Source organism: Legionella bozemanae (assembly GCF_900450575.1).
Classification (GTDB): Bacteria; Pseudomonadota; Gammaproteobacteria; order Legionellales; family Legionellaceae; genus Legionella; species Legionella bozemanae.
This window is the reverse complement of record NZ_UGGY01000001.1, coordinates 270,159-287,500: the sequence shown is the minus strand read 5'-3', so window position 1 is coordinate 287,500 and position 17,342 is coordinate 270,159. Positions and strand designations below refer to the sequence as shown.

Genomic DNA, 17,342 nt, shown 5'->3' with positions numbered 1-17,342 from the left:
CCCTGCTTACAATGCGCTATTTGTAATGCAATTGAACAAGGCCGTTTTATCGATTTAATCGAAATTGATGGCGCATCTAAAACTCGAGTTGAGGATACCCGTGATTTATTGGATAATGTACAGTACGCACCAGCTATTGGCCGTTTTAAAATCTACTTAATTGATGAAGTACATATGCTTTCCCAGCATAGTTTTAACGCACTGCTCAAAACTTTGGAAGAACCACCAGCGCATGTTAAATTTATTTTAGCTACAACAGATCCACAAAAGCTTCCCGTAACGGTATTATCTCGTTGCTTACAATTTAATCTAAAGCACTTAGCTACGGAGTTAATCAGCCATCATTTACAGCTGATTCTTAAAGAAGAACAAATTGATTTTGAAATTCAAGCCGCAGATATATTGGCCCAAGCTGCTCGGGGCAGTATGCGTGATGCGTTAAGTCTTTTGGATCAAGCCATTACGGGCTGTGATACCCAATTACGTGCAAATGATGTCAAAATGATCCTAGGTTATACTCAACAAGATTATGCCTTACAGATGCTATGCGCTTTGGCAGAGCAAAATGCTTCTGCTGTATTAAAAATCAGCCAATGTATCTCCATTGAAGGAGGGCATTTTCAGTATGTTCTGGATGAGCTGCTTCACCACCTTCACCAAATAGCTATATATCAAACCATTGGAGATAATAATCCGCTAATTAGCCCTCCACCAGAAATTAAAACTCTGGCACAACACATTTCAGCTGAAGACATCCAGCTGTTTTATCAAATTGGACTTAAAGGGCGCGAGGAAATTCATCTTGCTCCAACCTTAATCATTGGCTTTAATATGACTGTGCTACGGATGCTAACTTTTAGGCCAGTGCCTAAAGAAACACCTCCACCTTTAGCACCTTATAAAACTTCCTTGCCATCTTCGCTGCAGTTGCCTCTTTCTGCACAAGAACAAGCCCCTTTAAGCGTTCCGGAAAAGCAAATCCCGCATCGCACAAACTCTGTTCCGAATTCAGATGATAAAGAAAAAGAAGAACAAATGCAGGTCACTAACCAGATGGAGGGAGATTGGGCAGATATTATTCCTCATCTCAAACTTACCGGTTTAGCGCTTAATGCAGCAGAAAATGCAGAATTAGTTGCAAAAGATGGACGAGAGATCACGTTACGTGTGGCCAAAGGACACCAATCTCTGTTTACTCCGACGATACTCTCGCGTATTGAAATGGCACTAGGCCAATATTACCAAAATCCGGTGAAAATTATTCTTAACAGTGATGAGTCAGTTCAATCCTCCCCAGCGCAGCAAAAAGAGCAGGCAACACAACAAAAACAGCTCAAAGCAGAAGCTGCATTAAACAATGACCCCATGTTTCAGCAACTTCAACAAGAATTTTCAGCAGAATTGGTCAAAAATTCTATTGTCCCGCTGAAAGATGACTTATAATATATCGAATTTAAATCTAAACATACGAGGCCTTAATAATGGATATGAATCAAAATCTTGGCAACCTGATGAAAGAAGCGCAAAAAATGCAACAACGTATGCAAGAAGCGCAACAACAACTAAGTCAATTAGTTGTCACTGGTGAAGCAGGTGGTGGTATGGTAGTTATTAAAATGAATGGCCGACATGACGCCACTGAAGTGAAAATCAAACCTACAATGATGGAAGAAGATGTAGAAATGTTAGAAGATTTAGTTGCCGCAGCAATTAACGATGCAGTTCGAAAAATTGAAAAAGCATCTAAAGAAAAAATCAGTCAATTAACAGCTGGTCTAAATATCCCAACTGATTTAATGGGCGGCGATAAGGGCGATAAGGAATAGTCCTAACGATGGATATGTTAAACCGCTTGGTAGAAGCGCTCCGCTGTCTGCCAGGCGTAGGTCCAAAATCAGCACAGCGTATGGTGTTTCATTTACTCCAGCATCAAAGACAGAGAGGGTTATACCTTGCATCCTGTCTAGAGCAAGCAATGAACAACATACATCATTGTGAACGTTGTGCAAACTATACAGAACAAAAAGTGTGTAGCCTCTGTCAAAATCCAAATCGGGATTCGTCCTTGCTTTGTGTTGTAGAAAGCCCTGCAGATGTATCTGCCATAGAACAAAGCAATGCCTTTCAAGGTAAGTATTTTGTTCTCATGGGAAAAATATCTCCCTTAGATGGCTTGGGCCCAGAAGACATAGGATTACCACGACTTAAAAATCTCATCATTCAAGAAGAAATCAAAGAAGTGATATTGGCATTAAGCCCTAGTGTAGAAGGGCAAACCACCATTCATTTTATTCACCAGCTTTTGCGTGATTTGTCAATAAACATTACCCAACTGGCGCATGGTATTCCTTCTGGAGGAGAATTAGAGTTTTTGGATGGCAATACTATAGGAAATGCCCTTCGCAATAGAGCAATAATTCATGTTTAAAACCGTACTCCACAAACGCAATAAATATATTTTCATATTGATGCTCCTCATTTCTGGGTTAGCAAATGCATCTTTTTACAAAAGCTTATGGCCAAAATGGGAGGTGAATAACCCCTTATCAACAGAAGTTATTTCTCATAAACTGTGGCAAGATTTTCTAAATCGCCGCATTGTCACAAGTGAAGAAAATATCAATCTGGTTGATTACACTCATATGACACAAACAGACCTGAATTTGCTTAAAGATTACTTAAAAAGTATGTCAGAAATCAATATTAATAACTACAACCGAGATGAGCAATTAGCCTTTTGGATTAATGTATACAATGCTCTGACCGTACAAGTTATAGCCAATTACTATCCAGTTACTTCGGTTCAAGAAATTAATATTTCACCAGGCTTATTCAGTATCGGCCCTTGGGGAGCGAATCTATTCACCATTAAAGATACTACTTTAACTTTAGATGACATTAATAATCGCATTATTCGCGCGATTTGGAATGATCCCCGCACCCATTATGCCGTAAACAATGGTACTATTGGTGCTCCAAATCTTAGTAGAAAAATCTATCAGGGTAAACTCATTGAAGAACAATTAAACCAAGCTGCCTCTACTTACATTAATTCACTTAGGGGAGTAAATGTCATCGAAGGAAAGCTGATTATCTCCAAATTATACGACTGGTATGAAGAGGATTTTGGCGGAACCAAACAAGATGTAATCTTTCATTTATTGCAATATGCAAAAGAACCTTTATTAAGCCAACTGAAACACATCAATAGCATCGACAGTTATATTTATAATTGGCATATAAATAGTCCATCTACTGATGATCACGAATAAAAACACTAGATAATTATTTCATTTCTACTTTAAACTGAAAAAAACAAGAGTATACTCGGCTTCTTGTTATGATGAGAGTTAAAAAATGAATCGTGGTGGATTTTCATGGAAAAGACTTATTGGTATTTCTGCCCTTAAAGCCAAAATATCGCGGAAGATTGGTATTCCACTGACGCAATCAGGCAGGGAAAGAAAACTGGGCGCCTTAATCATTAAATATTTACGTTCATTCTTTTTAGAGAAAAAAAGAAAAAAGCGTTAATTCATCTTATAGAATCATACTGCATAAGAAAAAGCCTCCTAATCATCTCGAAGGAACTTGGAATTAAAAATGTTCTAGTAAGACATTAACCGCAAGCTCTAAACGAAGAATTTATCTTTTTTATTTCAATTTTGCTCCTTTTTTGAAAAGACTGATATTAAAACTCAATCCGTCTCCTCCATATATTGAAATAACTGTTCAATAACATCTTCAGAAATTACATGGGTGCGTTTATAAATTTTAATTACTCTAAATACTGCATTACGATTTTGCTGCTCTATTTCCATGTTGGGCTTTGTTAAATCATACTGATAAGGCTCCGTAAGCAGATGCCTCTTTCTTAATTCGATACGCAATGCCTCCATAACGCAGCACATGGCATTAAATACCTCAATTACCGCCGTTTTTTCTTCGTTATTCAATAAAGGTAACCAGTCAAAAGTGTCTCCTCGAACGATATTAAAAAACGTATAGAGTAAATTGTGCGTATCATTATTGGCAAAATACCCATATAAATCCAAGCATTCCACAGTAGTCAGCTGGCTGTATAAGTCCATCATTTTTTCTTGAAAAATAATTGAGTTTTGCTCTTGCTGCAAGGCCTCGGGTAACAAATTTTGGTGTAACAACATCACTGCATCAATAAAACGATTTGGATTAAAGCAAAATTTATAAGCCCGCCTAAGGTCATACAAACTATCAATTACTCGTTTTGGGTTCGTTAAACTCGAGTTAAGTTTTAATCCTTTAACAGCTGTTTGAATCATTTGCCTAAGCTCTTCATTTGTTTCGATCATGACACCTGGAGGCAATTCTTCACCATGCAAAAAATAATCGATTTTTGGAGTTAATGCATTTTGCAAAGCAACCTCATACAGTTGTTGTTGCACTAATTCGATAGAATAATGTAATACTTCCAAACGCATCTGAATTGAAACTAACTTTTCAGGATGGATTGCATCAGTAAATAATTGATCCGGATGCATCTTGTAGAAGAAAATTGCATTAACCAAACCAACGAATTTTGAATTAGAAAAATAATCCAATGCAGCATGCAACTCATCCATACTCCAGTCATGCACTACAGCTACGGATTCAAGGGGTGTCACCTTACTTTTATTTAAAAAATTAACGAATCCCTCCAACCAGACACTAAACTCCAACTTGGAAAATAATTGCTGTAATTGTTTTGCAGGTAGATGATCTTGATTCGTGGAAATTGAAAACTTAGCCCTATTTTGCATCATCCTTTCTCCTAAACATCATCCTGATGTTGACTGTGTTTCAACTGGATCTTTATTACTCTATCGAATCAATCTGAAATATTTTATGATAAACCCCCTATCCAGCGGGGATAGAAAATAGAGCCAATAACTCTTAGAATAATAGCGAAAATAATTGCAAGTCGATACTAATCTTGCCAAAATTATAGCGAAATACTACGAAGCAAACTGGAATTAAATTAATGCCATTACCGAGTTATCTTTTATTTATTGATAACGATCCTGTGAGTGAGGATCTCAAGAAATATTTTGCACAATTTAATATAAACATCGTACAACAAAAGCAATTAATTCCCATTCAAAATGGACTAGGGAAACCTATTGCAATTCTGATTAATTGGTCTATTTTAAAAAATGACCCCCAGGCACTTCATCAATTCTATACAAACTATCCTGTACCTTTATTAATTATAAATGATGCACCTGATGAAGAAGCGTGTATCAAAGTACTTGAAGCTGGAGCGGACGACTTCATTATAAAGCCGCTATTACCCAGAGAGCTTCATGCACGAGTCAGCGCAATTAACCGGCGCGTCTTACGGGCACAGCAACAACCTGAACATGAAAAAGAAATTCTTCTTTTTGCCAATTGGCGGCTTTATCCTGCATCAAGACAAGTGTTTCGTGATAATACCAATGAAGAATTATCACTAAGCGCTGGTGAATATGACTTGCTACTTACTTTTGTACAGCAACCTCAACGAGTCCTGGATAGAGAACTTCTATTGCACATCACTAAAAACAGTGATCTAAATCCCTTTGATCGCAGAATTGATGTACAAATTAGTCGGCTTCGCCAGAAAATAGAGGTTGATGCAAAAAAACCCGCATTAATTAAAACCATTCGTAATGGTGGTTATATGTTTACTGCACAAGTAACCACCTTAAAAGAAAGTGATGCATCATCTTAGGAAAAGCTCTTTGAAGCTTACTGCACAAGCTAAAGGTACCGATTCTGCTGGATTTTTCTAGGATAAAGCATTTATTTACGCTTCTTACTTATTTTAAATACCTTAATGCTTTTAATGGTATTGTCTCCGACTTTTAATATTTCCATGCGATAATTTTCTATAGTTAAACATGACTCCGCTGGGGGGATGTATCCAAGATGTTCAACAATTAAACCGCTTAACGTTTTGGGCCCTATCATGGGTAAGTTCCATCCCATTAATCGGTTTAAATGGCGCAATGTTAGACCAGCATCAACTATAACTGAGCCATCACTTTGCGGGATGATATCACGACTAAGTGCAGCCACGTCAGTAGTAAACTCGCCTACAATTTCTTCAAGTATATCTTCCATAGTGACTAAACCCTGAATATTCCCATATTCATCGACTACAAAAGAACTGCGTTTTTTCATTTTTCTAAAATTTAAAATCTGAATGTTGAGGGAAGTAGCCTCAGGAATATAATAAGGTTCATCTGCGGCTTTCAATAAGCTATTAAGATCTAACTCATTTTCTATAGCTAGATTTAACACATCGCGTACATGGATCATTCCTACTAAATCATCAATTGAATCGCGGTATAAAGGCAGACGAGTATGTTTTGCTGTTTCCAATTGATATAAGATTTCTGCCCAAGGTTCTTCTATATCGATACCTACAATATCTGACTTAGGAATCATAATATCTTCTACAGTAGCTTGCTCCAAATCCAATAAGCTAATCAGCATACTTTTATGTTCGACTGGCAATAACCCTCCTGCCTCATGCACTACGGAGCGTAACTCTTCGCCTGTCAGTGATTCCTTTTGTATTTTGTCAATTGAGACGCGAAATAAACGCAGCACCCCATTTGACATGGAAACACAGAGATATACTACAGGCGCAAAAATCAATTGGAGTATTTGTAGAGGCAGTGAAGTAGCAAATGCAACGTGCTGCGGATAAATCGCCGCAAATGTTTTGGGTATCATTTCAGCAAATACCAAAATGATCAATGTTAAAAGTGCGGTAGCTATAGCAATACCCGCATCTCCATAAATATGCTGGCCAATCAACGTTGCGATTGTTGAGGCAAGAATATTCGCCAAAGTATTACCGATTAATACAACACTCAACAGTCGATCGGGTCGAGAGAGTATCTGATTCACTCTTGTTGCTTGTTTATTCTCTTTCTTGACTAGATGTTTTAACTTATAGCGATTAATCGACATCATACCGATTTCAGTGGCTGCAAAAAAAGCAGCCAAGAGAATTAAAAAAAGTAGGATGATAAACAATGTAGAAAGATGGTATGCCACCTAATTTCCTCAAGCTTTTATAACACGAAATAAAGTATCATATGGTTTCAAAGAAAGCGAGATAGAGTCAACTTTGCAGCCTTTTCAAGGTATATTTGTAATTTGCTAAAAGTGCAAGAGATCCGTGGTCGGCAAGTAGGGCAAAGGCAAATGCCTTTAACCCAGAGCCAGTAATTTTCTTCGCCTTAAGCAAAAAATAACCTTCCTATTTTTGCTCTTTATTATTAAAACGAGCTACGCTGGACATAATCTCTTCAAACGCAGCATCAGGACCAACCCAACCATTTAGTTTAACCCATTTACCTTCTTCTAAGTCTTTATAATGACTGAAAAAGTGCTCTAAAGAATTTAGTAGATGTTGCGGCATGTCTTCATGTGACTTAATTGGCTCATAAATTTTAGTTAGCTTGTTCGTAGGAACAGCCAGAATTTTAGCATCGATACCTGACTCATCAGTCATTTTTAACATACCTACTGGTCGGCATGGGATTACTGATCCACCTACAAGAGGAACAGGTGTCACCACAAGAACATCAACAGGGTCTCCATCTTCTGACAGAGTGTGAGGGATATAACCGTAATTGACGGGGTAGAACATGGGAGTAGTTAAAAAGCGATCAACAAATAACACTCCAGATTCTTTATTGACTTCATATTTTACAGGTTCACTGTGCATAGGGATTTCAATAATTACATTAATTTCTTTTGGCAAATCACGACCACTACTAATTCTCATTAAACTCATTTATTTTTCTCCCCTCTAATCGAAATAAAACTATATAACGACATTTTAATTTAGCTAAAACTAAAGAGCAGGAAATCTGCTTTTTAGATTATTCAACACACATTGTCCTGTAAAAAAGCATCAGGAATGATTTAAAAATAAAACAATTCTTAACCCGCTGAATTTTACTTATTTAAAAAAATCATTGCACAAATACAATTGCAATACAAAGCGGCTATTATGCGAAAAAACACATCAAAAGGCAAAGAGAAGCTGTCGCATTATAAGGAATGCAATGTATAATATCTCTTTTAATTAAAATGAGATTACTTATGAATTGCTTGTTTTGCAAAATTGCACAAGGTGCGATCCCTGCATCAGTGGTTTTTGAAGACGACGAGATAATGGCTTTTCGTGATCTCCACCCGCAAGCTCCTAAACATCTGCTGATTATTCCGAAGCAACATATTGCGACGCTGAATGATGCCAGCGATGAAAACCAGGCCCTGTTGGGAAAAATGATTTTAGGGGCAAAAAAAATTGCTCAAACTGAAGGAATAAGTGACGCAGGATACCGATTAGTTTTTAACATTAATCCCGATGGCGGCCAAACAGTATTTCACATTCATTTACATTTACTGGGCGGACGTCACATGACTTGGCCCCCGGGATAGGAAAAAACTATGGAAAAATTATATAAAGAACTGCTAATACAATTAGGTGAAGATGTAACTCGAGAAGGACTAGTTGACACTCCTTTACGTGCTGCTAATGCCATGCGCTATTTGACCAAGGGTTATAATGAGAGCCTGGAAGAAATTATTAACGGTGCGCTTTTTGACTCTGACATGAGTGAAATGGTCATCGTGAAGGATATCGAAATGTACTCCATGTGCGAACATCATTTACTTCCTTTTCTTGGTAAATGTCATGTGGGCTACATACCCAATGGAAAAGTAATAGGCTTATCAAAAGTAGCACGTATCGTTGATTATTTTGCTCGACGCTTGCAAATTCAGGAACGATTAACTTCAGAAATAGCAAGCTGCTTGGAATCTATTACCGGCGCACGTGGTGTGGCTGTAGTTATTGAAGCAAAACATCTGTGCATGATGATGCGTGGCGTTGAAAAACAAAACTCAATAATGACTACTTCAGTGATGCTTGGCGATATGCGTAATAATCCAACAAGTCGAGCTGAATTTTTAACCTTAACGCATAATAACTAATCCCATTTATAAGCCGGGGTGAAGTGTCTGCCCCCTAAATATTGTAGCCTGGGTGAAGCAACGCATAACCCGGGAAAATTATCCAATATAACCCCTGGGCTACACTTCACGTCGCCCAGGCTACAATTGAATTATTCCCACAAGGGCAAGCTGCTGCCTTATTCTTCTTCTCCACGATTATTCATATCTGCTGCTTCATGATGTTCTTCTTCATGATGTTTTTCTTCAGCAGGAGCGGTGGTTGTTGCTTCGGCTTGTTGCGGCTTATCTTTCCACTCAAGCTTCACACGACCTTGCTTATCAATGCCAGCAACGAACACCTCGATCTCTTGGCCTTCTTGCAATACAGATTCGACTTTTTGTGATCGATCATTGCAGATTTGGGAAATATGGAGTAACCCATCTTTTCCAGGTAAAAGATTAATAAAAGCACCGAAATCAACAATCTTACTTACTTTGCCTTGATAGGTTTGGCCCACTTCAATTTCTGCAATTAATGCTTTAATTTGTTTTTGTGCTTCTTCCAATGCGTCCATATCTGGAGAGAATAATTGAATTACACCGGTATCATCTATATCTATAGACACACCTGTGCTCTCAATTAACCCCTTAATCGTTGCTCCACCTTTACCGATAATAGTTCGTATTTTGTCTTCAGCAACCTTCATCGTAGTAATGCGTGGTGCATGCTGAGATAATTCCTCTCGATGCTCAGATAAGGCATTATTCATGACACCAAGAATATGCAAGCGGCCAGCTAAGGCTTGGTCTAAAGCTTGCTCCATAATTTCATTGGTAATTCCGTGAATTTTGATATCCATTTGTAATGCGGTGATTCCATATTCAGTACCAGCTACTTTGAAATCCATATCCCCTAAATGATCCTCATCACCTAATATATCAGTTAACACAGCATAACGATCACCGTCTTTAATCAAACCCATTGCGACTCCAGCAACAGGTGCTTTTAATGGAACACCTGCATCCATCAACGCAAGACTGGTTCCACATACTGTAGCCATTGAGCTTGAGCCATTCGATTCTGTGATTTCGGAAACAACTCGTAACACATAGGGAAATTCATTTGGTTCAGGCAACACAGCCATGATTGCTCGTTTTGCCAAACGGCCATGTCCAATTTCTCTACGCTTAGGACTACCAACCATGCCCGTTTCCCCTACTGAATAAGGAGGGAAATTATAATGCAACATGAAGCGGTCTTTTGTTTCGCCAGCAATATTATCTAAAATTTGTGCATCACGCTCATTACCTAAGGTAGCGACGACAATAGCCTGTGTTTCACCACGAGTAAACAAAACAGAACCATGTGTTCTTTCCAAAAGTTTTGTCCGGATAGCAATAGGGCGCACTGTTTTATGATCGCGGCCATCAATTCGCGGCTCACCATCAAGAATTCGATTACGTACTGTAGCACGCTCTATTTCAACAAACATATTGCCAATAACATCTGCCTTTAACTCATCATTCTCAGCTTGTAACGCAGCGATTGCTTGCTCTTTTAATTCATCAAGGCGCTGGTAACGCTCTTGCTTGTCTTTAATCAGATATGCAGATTCAACTTCTTGTTTCACCATGTCTGCAACTCGTGCTTGTAAAGAAGAATCTACTTCAGGAGGGTTCCATTCCCAACGGGTTTTTCCTGCTTGTGCAGCAAGCTCTTCGATTGCTTTGATCACGTTTTTCATCATTTCATGACCAAACATGATTGCACCGCGCATAATATCTTCGCTTAATTCTTTTGCTTCTGATTCAACCATCAAAATAGCATCTTTAGTTCCGGCAACAACCAAGTCCAATCTTGATTGCTCTAAATCTTTGCGGCTTGGATTTAATAAGTAAATACCCTCTTTATAGCCAACACGAGCAGCGCCTATTGGTCCATTAAAAGGGACACCAGAAAGAGCTAACGCTGCAGAGGAAGCTACCATTGCCACAATATCAGGAGAAACTTCTGGGTTTAAAGAAAGAACCGTGACAATGACTTGTACTTCGTTACAAAAACCATCTGGGAACAAAGGACGAATAGGGCGATCAATAAGTCGTGAAATCAATGTTTCATTATCTGTTGGCCTCCCTTCACGTTTGTTAAATCCACCAGGTATTTTACCTACTGAATAAAACTTTTCCTGGTAATTCACTGTTAATGGAAAAAATCCATTTTCTTCGCCACCTTCTTTTTTGCCAACTACAGTAGCTAATACTTGAGTACCATTCATACTCGCGAATACTGCTCCATCAGCTTGTCGTGCAATTTCACCAGTTTCCAATATAAGGGTGTGGTCACCAAATGCTATTTCTTTTGTAAACTTAGCCACGAAATCTTCCTCATCAAGTAATTATAACGAAAAAAAGGCGCAGAGAATTGCGCCTTTATTTAAAGTATTTTTGTAAAAGTACATTTCTATTTCTAAAGAAATGTATTTGCTTAGCAATCAATAAGAATCTCTAAGTTCCAGAGTTTGGATCAACTTTTGATAGCGAGCTTCATCGTTACGCTTTAAATATTTTAACAACTTACGACGCTTATTAACGAGTTCCTGCAGCCCACGTCGAGAATGAAAATCTTTTTTGTGTTCTTTAAAGTGCTCAGTTAAATATTTGATACGGCTTGTAATGATAGAAACCTGAACTTCAGGTGAACCTGTATCCTTATCAGAACGTTTGTATTCATTAACAATTGCTGCTTTATCTGCGCTGCTTAGCGACATTATACACTCCTGGAACTACTAAGTATTCATTTAAAGGCGAACATTTTACCAAGGCATGTCCAATGAAACAAGTACTGAAAAATATTTTTGTGCAAAAAATTTCATATTTTGGTTAAAATCTCTTTTTTAATCTTAAAAAGATTAAAAAGAAAGTAATCGTTTCGCTTTAATACTGCCTTGTGTATTTCGTTCACCTAACCCAATAAATTGTGCTTTTTTATCATAAAGACGAACACAATCTGTTATTTCAACATCTACTCTATTTGCTACTATTCTACCTTGGCGAATTGCGACTATTTCATCGTCCGCAAGAGTCACTGACTCTAAATAGGCAACTGCTCTATCCATAGGAATTAAGCAAGCAACCCTCTCGGGCATCGACATGCTCTCTAATTCGTCTAGCGAATACATGGGCATATTTTCCAAACCAGATGTATAAACTCGATGCAACTGCGTCACATGAGCCCCTACACCTAAAGCCTCGCCAATGTCTTCAACTAAATTACGAATATAAGTTCCTTTGCTGCACGTCACAGTTAATGAAAATTGAATTCCATCAAATGCATTAAGTTGTAAATTACGAATCAGGATCTCACGTGCTGCTCTTTCAATATTGATCCCTTTTCTGGCCAAACGATAAAGAGGGACTCCATTATGTTTTAACGCGGAAAACATAGAAGGAGTCTGCTTTATATGACCTGTATGCTGCATCAATACGTGCAGTAAGTTTTCTTCGGAAATATTAAATGCTTCCGCTTGAGCAATTACCTCACCTGTTGCATCAGCAGTATTGGTTTTGATGCCTAATAAACCAGTAGTCTGATAACATTTATCTGCATCAAGCAAAAACTGACATACTTTGGTCGCTTCACCAAAGCAAAGGGGTAACATTCCAGTAGCGAGAGGATCTAGGCTGCCGGTATGACCTGCTTTTGGCGCTCCTAACAGTTTTTTTGCTTTCTGAAGAGCCGTATTTGAGGTCATTCCTTCCGATTTATTCAGCAATAAAACTCCATCTATTGCCAAAGGGTCATTCATTTTCATTATCATCGGAGGTTGGTGGATTCACTTTATCGATGAGACGGCTTAAGCGTTGTCCATATTCTATTGATTCATCATATACAAAATGAAGCTGAGGAACTGTACGCAATGTAATACTTCGCGCTAAAGCACTACGTAAATAGCTCGCAGCAGCATTTAAAATAGTTTCTGCTATTTTTTTATCATCATTAAGGACAGTAAAATATACTTTAGCATGTCCCAAATCAGCAGCAACTTTCACTGCTGATATGGTCACGAAACCTGTTAAGCGCGGATCTTTGACTTCTTTAGGTATTATTTGAGCTAGCTTCCGCTGAATCATCTCAGCGACCCGATCTGTACGTTTAAAATTATGGCCCATCTTATAAATCACGCTTAATTTCTACTGTTTCATACACTTCAATTAGGTCACCTGGTTTCACATCATTGTAATTTTTGACTCCAATACCGCACTCGAACCCTTGGCGAACCTCTACCACGTCATCCTTAAATCTTCGTAATGACTCCAAAGTTCCTTCATAGATAACTACATTGGCACGCAGCACACGAATAGGGTTATTTCGCTTAATAACCCCTTCAACGACCATACAACCCGCAATCGCACCAATTTTAGGTGATTTGAATACGTCACGAACCTCAGCAATACCAATAATTTCTTCTTTAAATTGCGGAGCAAGCATACCAGTTAATGCACCTTTAATCTGATCCACAATATCGTAAATAACACTGTAATAATGCAGCTGCACTGATTCATGTTCAGCTAATTTCTTAGCGCTGCTATCTGCTCTGACGTTAAAACCTACCAAAATCGCACTAGATGCTATAGCTAAGTGAACATCAGATTCGGTGATACCACCAACACCGCTTGAAATAACTTCAACCTTAACTTCATCGGTAGATAACTTCACTAAGGCGTCTGAAATAGCTTCAAGGGAGCCCTGAACATCTGCCTTAAGTACAACGTTAAGCACTTTGGACTCGCCAGCGGCCATATTTTCCATAATGCCTTCAATAGTTGATTTCTGACGTCTGGCAAGTTTTACATCACGGAATTTACCTTGGCGGAACAAGGCTACTTCTCTTGCTTTTTTCTCATCAGGAACAACAACTGCTTCATCTCCAGCGTGAGGAATTGCTGATAAACCAAGCACCTCAACTGGAATTGAAGGACCAGCATGATCAACCATATCCCCATTGTCACCAACAAGAGCACGTACGCGACCATATTGGAACCCGGCAAGCAAGATATCCCCTTTGTGCAACGTTCCACTTTGTACTAATACTGTTGCTACAGGACCTCTACCTTTGTCCAACCGTGATTCAATAACTACACCTTTGGCGGCACCGTCAGTAACCGCACTCAGTTCTAAAACTTCAGATTGCAACAATATTGCATCAAGCAGATCGTCAATACCCATACCTGACTTGGCAGAAATATTGATAAACATGGTATCACCACCCCATGCTTCTGGAATTACTTCATGTCCGGATAATTCATTCATGACACGGTCAGGATCAGCATCTGGTTTATCCATTTTATTAATTGCAACAATAATCGGTACCTTTGCTGCTTTCGCATGTTGAATTGCTTCTATAGTTTGGGGCTTAACTCCATCATCTGCGGCAACAATCAAAATAACAATATCAGTGACCTGTGCACCTCGAGCTCTCATTGCCGTAAATGCAGCATGGCCTGGAGTATCTAAAAAAGTAATGTTACCTTTCGGCGTACTGACGTGGTATGCACCAATATGTTGCGTAATACCGCCTGCTTCACCAATAGCAACTTTGGTTCGACGAATGTAGTCAAGTAAAGAAGTCTTACCATGGTCCACATGTCCCATAATCGTAACTACAGGTGCTCTGGATTCTGTACGGCTACCCTTAGTAATCGATTCGCCTAAACCTACTTCAATTGCATCTTCTTTAATGACTCGTGCCTTATGGCCCATTTCTTCTACTACGATAACTGCAGTTTCTTGGTCAATAACCTGGTTTATGGTTGCCATTGCTCCAAGTGACATCATCACTTTAATCACTTCAGCAGCTTTTACAGACATTCTTTTTGCCAATTCAGCAACAGTAATGGTTTCTGGTACTAAAACCTCTCTTACGACAGGCGCAGTTGGTAATGCAAAACCATGTTTTAATGATTCTTCAGCTTCTCTTAATTTGTCTGACTTCTCAACACTCTTACGCTTTTTAAATTTACTACGTCCACCGCGTCTATGTATTTCTTGCTCTTCCTCATCTCGATCATAAGTAGATTGATATTTAGGCTTTTTCTTAGCTTTTCTAAAGTCTGACGTATCCGATTCAACTCCTTGCTCTGCATGTCTCTTTTTAGATTGCTTTTCAAGCTTAGGCTCTTCTTTTCTTGGAGACTCTTCGATTTCTTCAAGTGTACTTATATTTTCAAAAACTTCTGCATTATAAGATTCCGGACGCTCTGCAGCCGCCTCATCTCCTGGCTTCTCTTCTGATTCAAGTTGTTCTTTTGTTTCAACCTTTGCTTCAACTGGTTCAGCAGTTTCAGTTTCAACAACATGCTCCTCTTTCTCAGAAACAGTTTCAGACACAGGCACAGTTTCAAGAACAACTTCAGCAGAATGTTGCTCGAGTACACGCTGATTTTCTTCCGGCATAACAGCAGGCTCTTCAATTTCAGGCTGCTCTACTACCGGGGCACGTTTTACAAATACCTTTTTCTTACGTACTTCAACATTCACAGTTTTTCCACTATGAGCATCATGGCCAACAGTAACTTGTGATAAGCTTTTCCTTCTCAAAGTAATTCTTTCCGGCGAAACATTTACGTCGCGCAGAGAAGTTTTCTTCAAATGATTAAGTAGGATCCGTTTTTGCTCTTCATTCACAGTCTGTTGGTCATCAGAAAAAGACAACCCTGCTTCCTGTAACTGGTTCAATAAGCGTTCAACCGGAATACCAACGACTTGAGCTAATTGTTTAACCGTCACATCCGCCATATTTTAATCCCCTTTCAGCAGTTCTATTCATTATTTAAGAACGAACTGCATATTTGCACTACATTAATTTATAATAAATCCATAGCCTTATAAAAACCATGGTTCTCTAGCCTTCATAATTAAAGCACCGGCCTTTTCTTCAGTCATTCCTTCAATTTCTAACAACTCATCTACAGATTGCTCAGCTAAGTCTTCCATAGAAGTAATCCCCTTCGCAGCTAGTTTATTAGCTAACTCGTTGGTCATGCCTTCCATTGAAAGTAGTGATTCGTCAGGTGAACCAGACAGCTCTTTTCCTGAAGAAAGAGCCATAGTGAGTAATTTATCGTTTGCTCTATTTCTTAATTCTTCAACAATTTCTTCGTCAAATTCTTCTATAGCAAGTAATTCTTCCTTAGGTACGTAAGCAACTTCTTCAAGTGAAGAAAAACCATGTGCTACTAATAATGTAGCAATTTCTTCATCAATTTCCAGCGCAGAAGTAAATAATTTAACAATTTTACTTGACTCTTCCAAATTTTTATTTTCAAACTCGTCCGTGGTCATAACGTTCAAGGTCCAGCCTGTTAATTGACTTGCCAAACGAACATTTTGCCCATTTCGACCAATTGCCTGGGACAATTGATCTTTTTCTACAGCTAAGTCCATGGTATGCGTGTCTTCATCAACAACAATAGAAGAAATTTCTGCTGGAGCCATCGCATTAATTACTAACTGAGCGGGGTTATCATCCCATAGAATTATATCCACTCGCTCCCCGCCAAGTTCACTGGAAACAGCCTGAACTCGTGCGCCACGCATACCAACGCAAGCACCTACAGGATCAATTCGTCCATCATTGGTTTTAACGGCAATTTTAGCTCTGTTTCCTGGATCGCGAGCTGCAGCTTTAACTTCAATAACATTCTCGCCTATTTCAGGAACTTCAATGCGGAAAAGCTCAATAAGCATTTCATTGCGTGTACGGCTTACAAACAATTGTGGTCCACGAGCTTGAGGTGTGATCTCATATAAATAGGCACGGACTCGATCATTTGGACGGAACATTTCATGCGGCAACATCTCAGTTCGTGGTAAAAATGCTTCTGCTTTACCACCTAAATCAATAATAATATTATCACGAGTTACTTTCTTAACAGTTCCATAAATCAACTGACCTAGTTTGCTTCTGAATTGATCGATGACGAGCTCACGCTCAGCTTCTCTAACTTTTTGCATAATAACTTGGCGAGCAGTTTGAGCTTCAATTCTTCCAAATTCAATTGAAGGTATTGATTCTTCTATACGATCACCTACTTTTGCAGCTGGATTACGCTCTTTTGCTTGTTCAACAGTTAATTGACGATCAGGGTGTTCTAGCTCATCCTCATTAACTACATCCCAATACCTAAAGGTTTCATATTCACCTGTACGAGGATCTAATTTAATTCTTACACCTATATCCAAACCAAAGATCTTGCGAGTTGCAGACTCCAATGCGGCCTGAATGGCAAGTATAATAACATCTTTACTTACACCTCTTTCGTTTGATAACGCCTCTGCAACCAGTAACAATTCTTTGCTCATT

General features: G+C 38.7%; 15 protein-coding genes and 2 pseudogenes (1 of these 17 only partly in view). 7 read left to right on the top strand and 10 right to left on the bottom strand.

The window, feature by feature from the left end; genetic code table 11:
• The 4 genes in view from dnaX to DY223_RS01305 are tightly spaced (at most 38 nt apart) and all read left to right on the top strand, a layout consistent with a single transcriptional unit that may run on beyond the window.
• Positions 1-1,443 carry the 3' portion of a DNA polymerase III subunit gamma/tau gene (gene dnaX, locus DY223_RS01320; protein ID WP_058458996.1) on the top strand. The gene continues 213 nt to the left of window position 1, outside the view, so only the last 1,443 of its 1,656 coding nucleotides appear in the window; its start codon lies off the left edge, out of view; its stop codon occupies positions 1,441-1,443.
• A 38-nt stretch (positions 1,444-1,481) separates the two neighbouring features.
• The gene (locus tag DY223_RS01315; RefSeq protein ID WP_019232941.1) at positions 1,482-1,826 is read left to right on the top strand and encodes a YbaB/EbfC family nucleoid-associated protein; all 345 of its coding nucleotides are present in this window, start codon (positions 1,482-1,484) and stop codon (positions 1,824-1,826) included.
• An 8-nt stretch (positions 1,827-1,834) separates the two neighbouring features.
• Positions 1,835-2,428 (top strand): recombination mediator RecR, encoded by a 594-nt coding sequence (gene recR / locus DY223_RS01310; protein WP_058458993.1) that lies wholly within the window; start codon positions 1,835-1,837, stop codon positions 2,426-2,428.
• Positions 2,421-3,272, top strand: coding sequence for a DUF547 domain-containing protein (locus tag DY223_RS01305; protein WP_058458992.1), 852 nt, complete (start codon positions 2,421-2,423; stop codon positions 3,270-3,272). The genes recR and DY223_RS01305 overlap by 8 nt, the downstream gene beginning before the upstream one ends.
• Before the next feature lie 426 nt (positions 3,273-3,698).
• On the opposite strand, the gene DY223_RS01300 is transcribed toward DY223_RS01305, so the two are convergent.
• Positions 3,699-4,781: a hypothetical protein gene (locus tag DY223_RS01300; RefSeq protein WP_058458991.1), complete on the bottom strand. Its 1,083-nt coding sequence runs from the start codon at positions 4,779-4,781 to the stop codon at positions 3,699-3,701.
• A 218-nt stretch (positions 4,782-4,999) separates the two neighbouring features.
• Here DY223_RS01300 and DY223_RS01295 point away from each other — a divergent pair, with 218 nt between their 5' ends.
• The gene (locus DY223_RS01295; RefSeq protein WP_058458990.1) at positions 5,000-5,728 is read left to right on the top strand and encodes a winged helix-turn-helix domain-containing protein; all 729 of its coding nucleotides are present in this window, start codon (positions 5,000-5,002) and stop codon (positions 5,726-5,728) included.
• A 71-nt stretch (positions 5,729-5,799) separates the two neighbouring features.
• Here the strand turns inward: DY223_RS01295 and DY223_RS01290 are convergent, their stop codons facing one another.
• Together DY223_RS01290 and ppa are read right to left on the bottom strand one after the other, a co-directional pair.
• A complete protein-coding gene (locus DY223_RS01290; RefSeq protein WP_058458989.1) occupies positions 5,800-7,065 on the bottom strand; it encodes an HlyC/CorC family transporter in 1,266 nt (421 codons plus the stop codon).
• Between the two features lie 205 nt (positions 7,066-7,270).
• Positions 7,271-7,810: an inorganic diphosphatase gene (ppa, locus tag DY223_RS01285; protein ID WP_058458988.1), complete on the bottom strand. Its 540-nt coding sequence runs from the start codon at positions 7,808-7,810 to the stop codon at positions 7,271-7,273.
• A gap of 311 nt (positions 7,811-8,121) precedes the next feature.
• On the opposite strand from ppa, the gene DY223_RS01280 reads away from it, so the two are divergent.
• Together DY223_RS01280 and folE are read left to right on the top strand one after the other, a co-directional pair.
• Positions 8,122-8,463: a histidine triad nucleotide-binding protein gene (locus DY223_RS01280; RefSeq protein ID WP_058458987.1), complete on the top strand. Its 342-nt coding sequence runs from the start codon at positions 8,122-8,124 to the stop codon at positions 8,461-8,463.
• Positions 8,464-8,472: 9 nt separating this feature from the next.
• Positions 8,473-9,018 (top strand): GTP cyclohydrolase I FolE, encoded by a 546-nt coding sequence (folE, locus tag DY223_RS01275; RefSeq protein ID WP_058458986.1) that lies wholly within the window; start codon positions 8,473-8,475, stop codon positions 9,016-9,018.
• A gap of 158 nt (positions 9,019-9,176) precedes the next feature.
• Here folE and pnp read toward each other — a convergent pair whose 3' ends face one another.
• The 7 genes and pseudogenes from pnp to nusA all read right to left on the bottom strand — a co-directional run bounded on the left by pnp (position 9,177) and on the right by nusA (position 17,341).
• Positions 9,177-11,354 (bottom strand): polyribonucleotide nucleotidyltransferase, encoded by a 2,178-nt coding sequence (gene pnp, locus DY223_RS01270; protein WP_058458985.1) that lies wholly within the window; start codon positions 11,352-11,354, stop codon positions 9,177-9,179.
• Between the two features lie 117 nt (positions 11,355-11,471).
• Positions 11,472-11,747 (bottom strand): 30S ribosomal protein S15, encoded by a 276-nt coding sequence (gene rpsO, locus DY223_RS01265; RefSeq protein WP_058458984.1) that lies wholly within the window; start codon positions 11,745-11,747, stop codon positions 11,472-11,474.
• A gap of 141 nt (positions 11,748-11,888) precedes the next feature.
• A complete protein-coding gene (gene truB, locus DY223_RS01260; protein ID WP_058458983.1) occupies positions 11,889-12,791 on the bottom strand; it encodes a tRNA pseudouridine(55) synthase TruB in 903 nt (300 codons plus the stop codon).
• A complete protein-coding gene (rbfA, locus tag DY223_RS01255; protein ID WP_058458982.1) occupies positions 12,778-13,149 on the bottom strand; it encodes a 30S ribosome-binding factor RbfA in 372 nt (123 codons plus the stop codon). The genes truB and rbfA overlap by 14 nt, the downstream gene beginning before the upstream one ends.
• A gap of 1 nt (position 13,150) precedes the next feature.
• A pseudogene (gene infB / locus DY223_RS01250) lies at positions 13,151-15,166 on the bottom strand (translation initiation factor IF-2); the annotation flags it as partial.
• A 260-nt stretch (positions 15,167-15,426) separates the two neighbouring features.
• A pseudogene (locus DY223_RS19770) lies at positions 15,427-15,775 on the bottom strand (translation initiation factor IF-2 associated domain-containing protein); the annotation flags it as partial.
• An 87-nt stretch (positions 15,776-15,862) separates the two neighbouring features.
• The gene (gene nusA, locus DY223_RS01245; protein WP_058458980.1) at positions 15,863-17,341 is read right to left on the bottom strand and encodes a transcription termination factor NusA; all 1,479 of its coding nucleotides are present in this window, start codon (positions 17,339-17,341) and stop codon (positions 15,863-15,865) included.
• Between the last annotated feature and the right edge of the window lies 1 nt (position 17,342).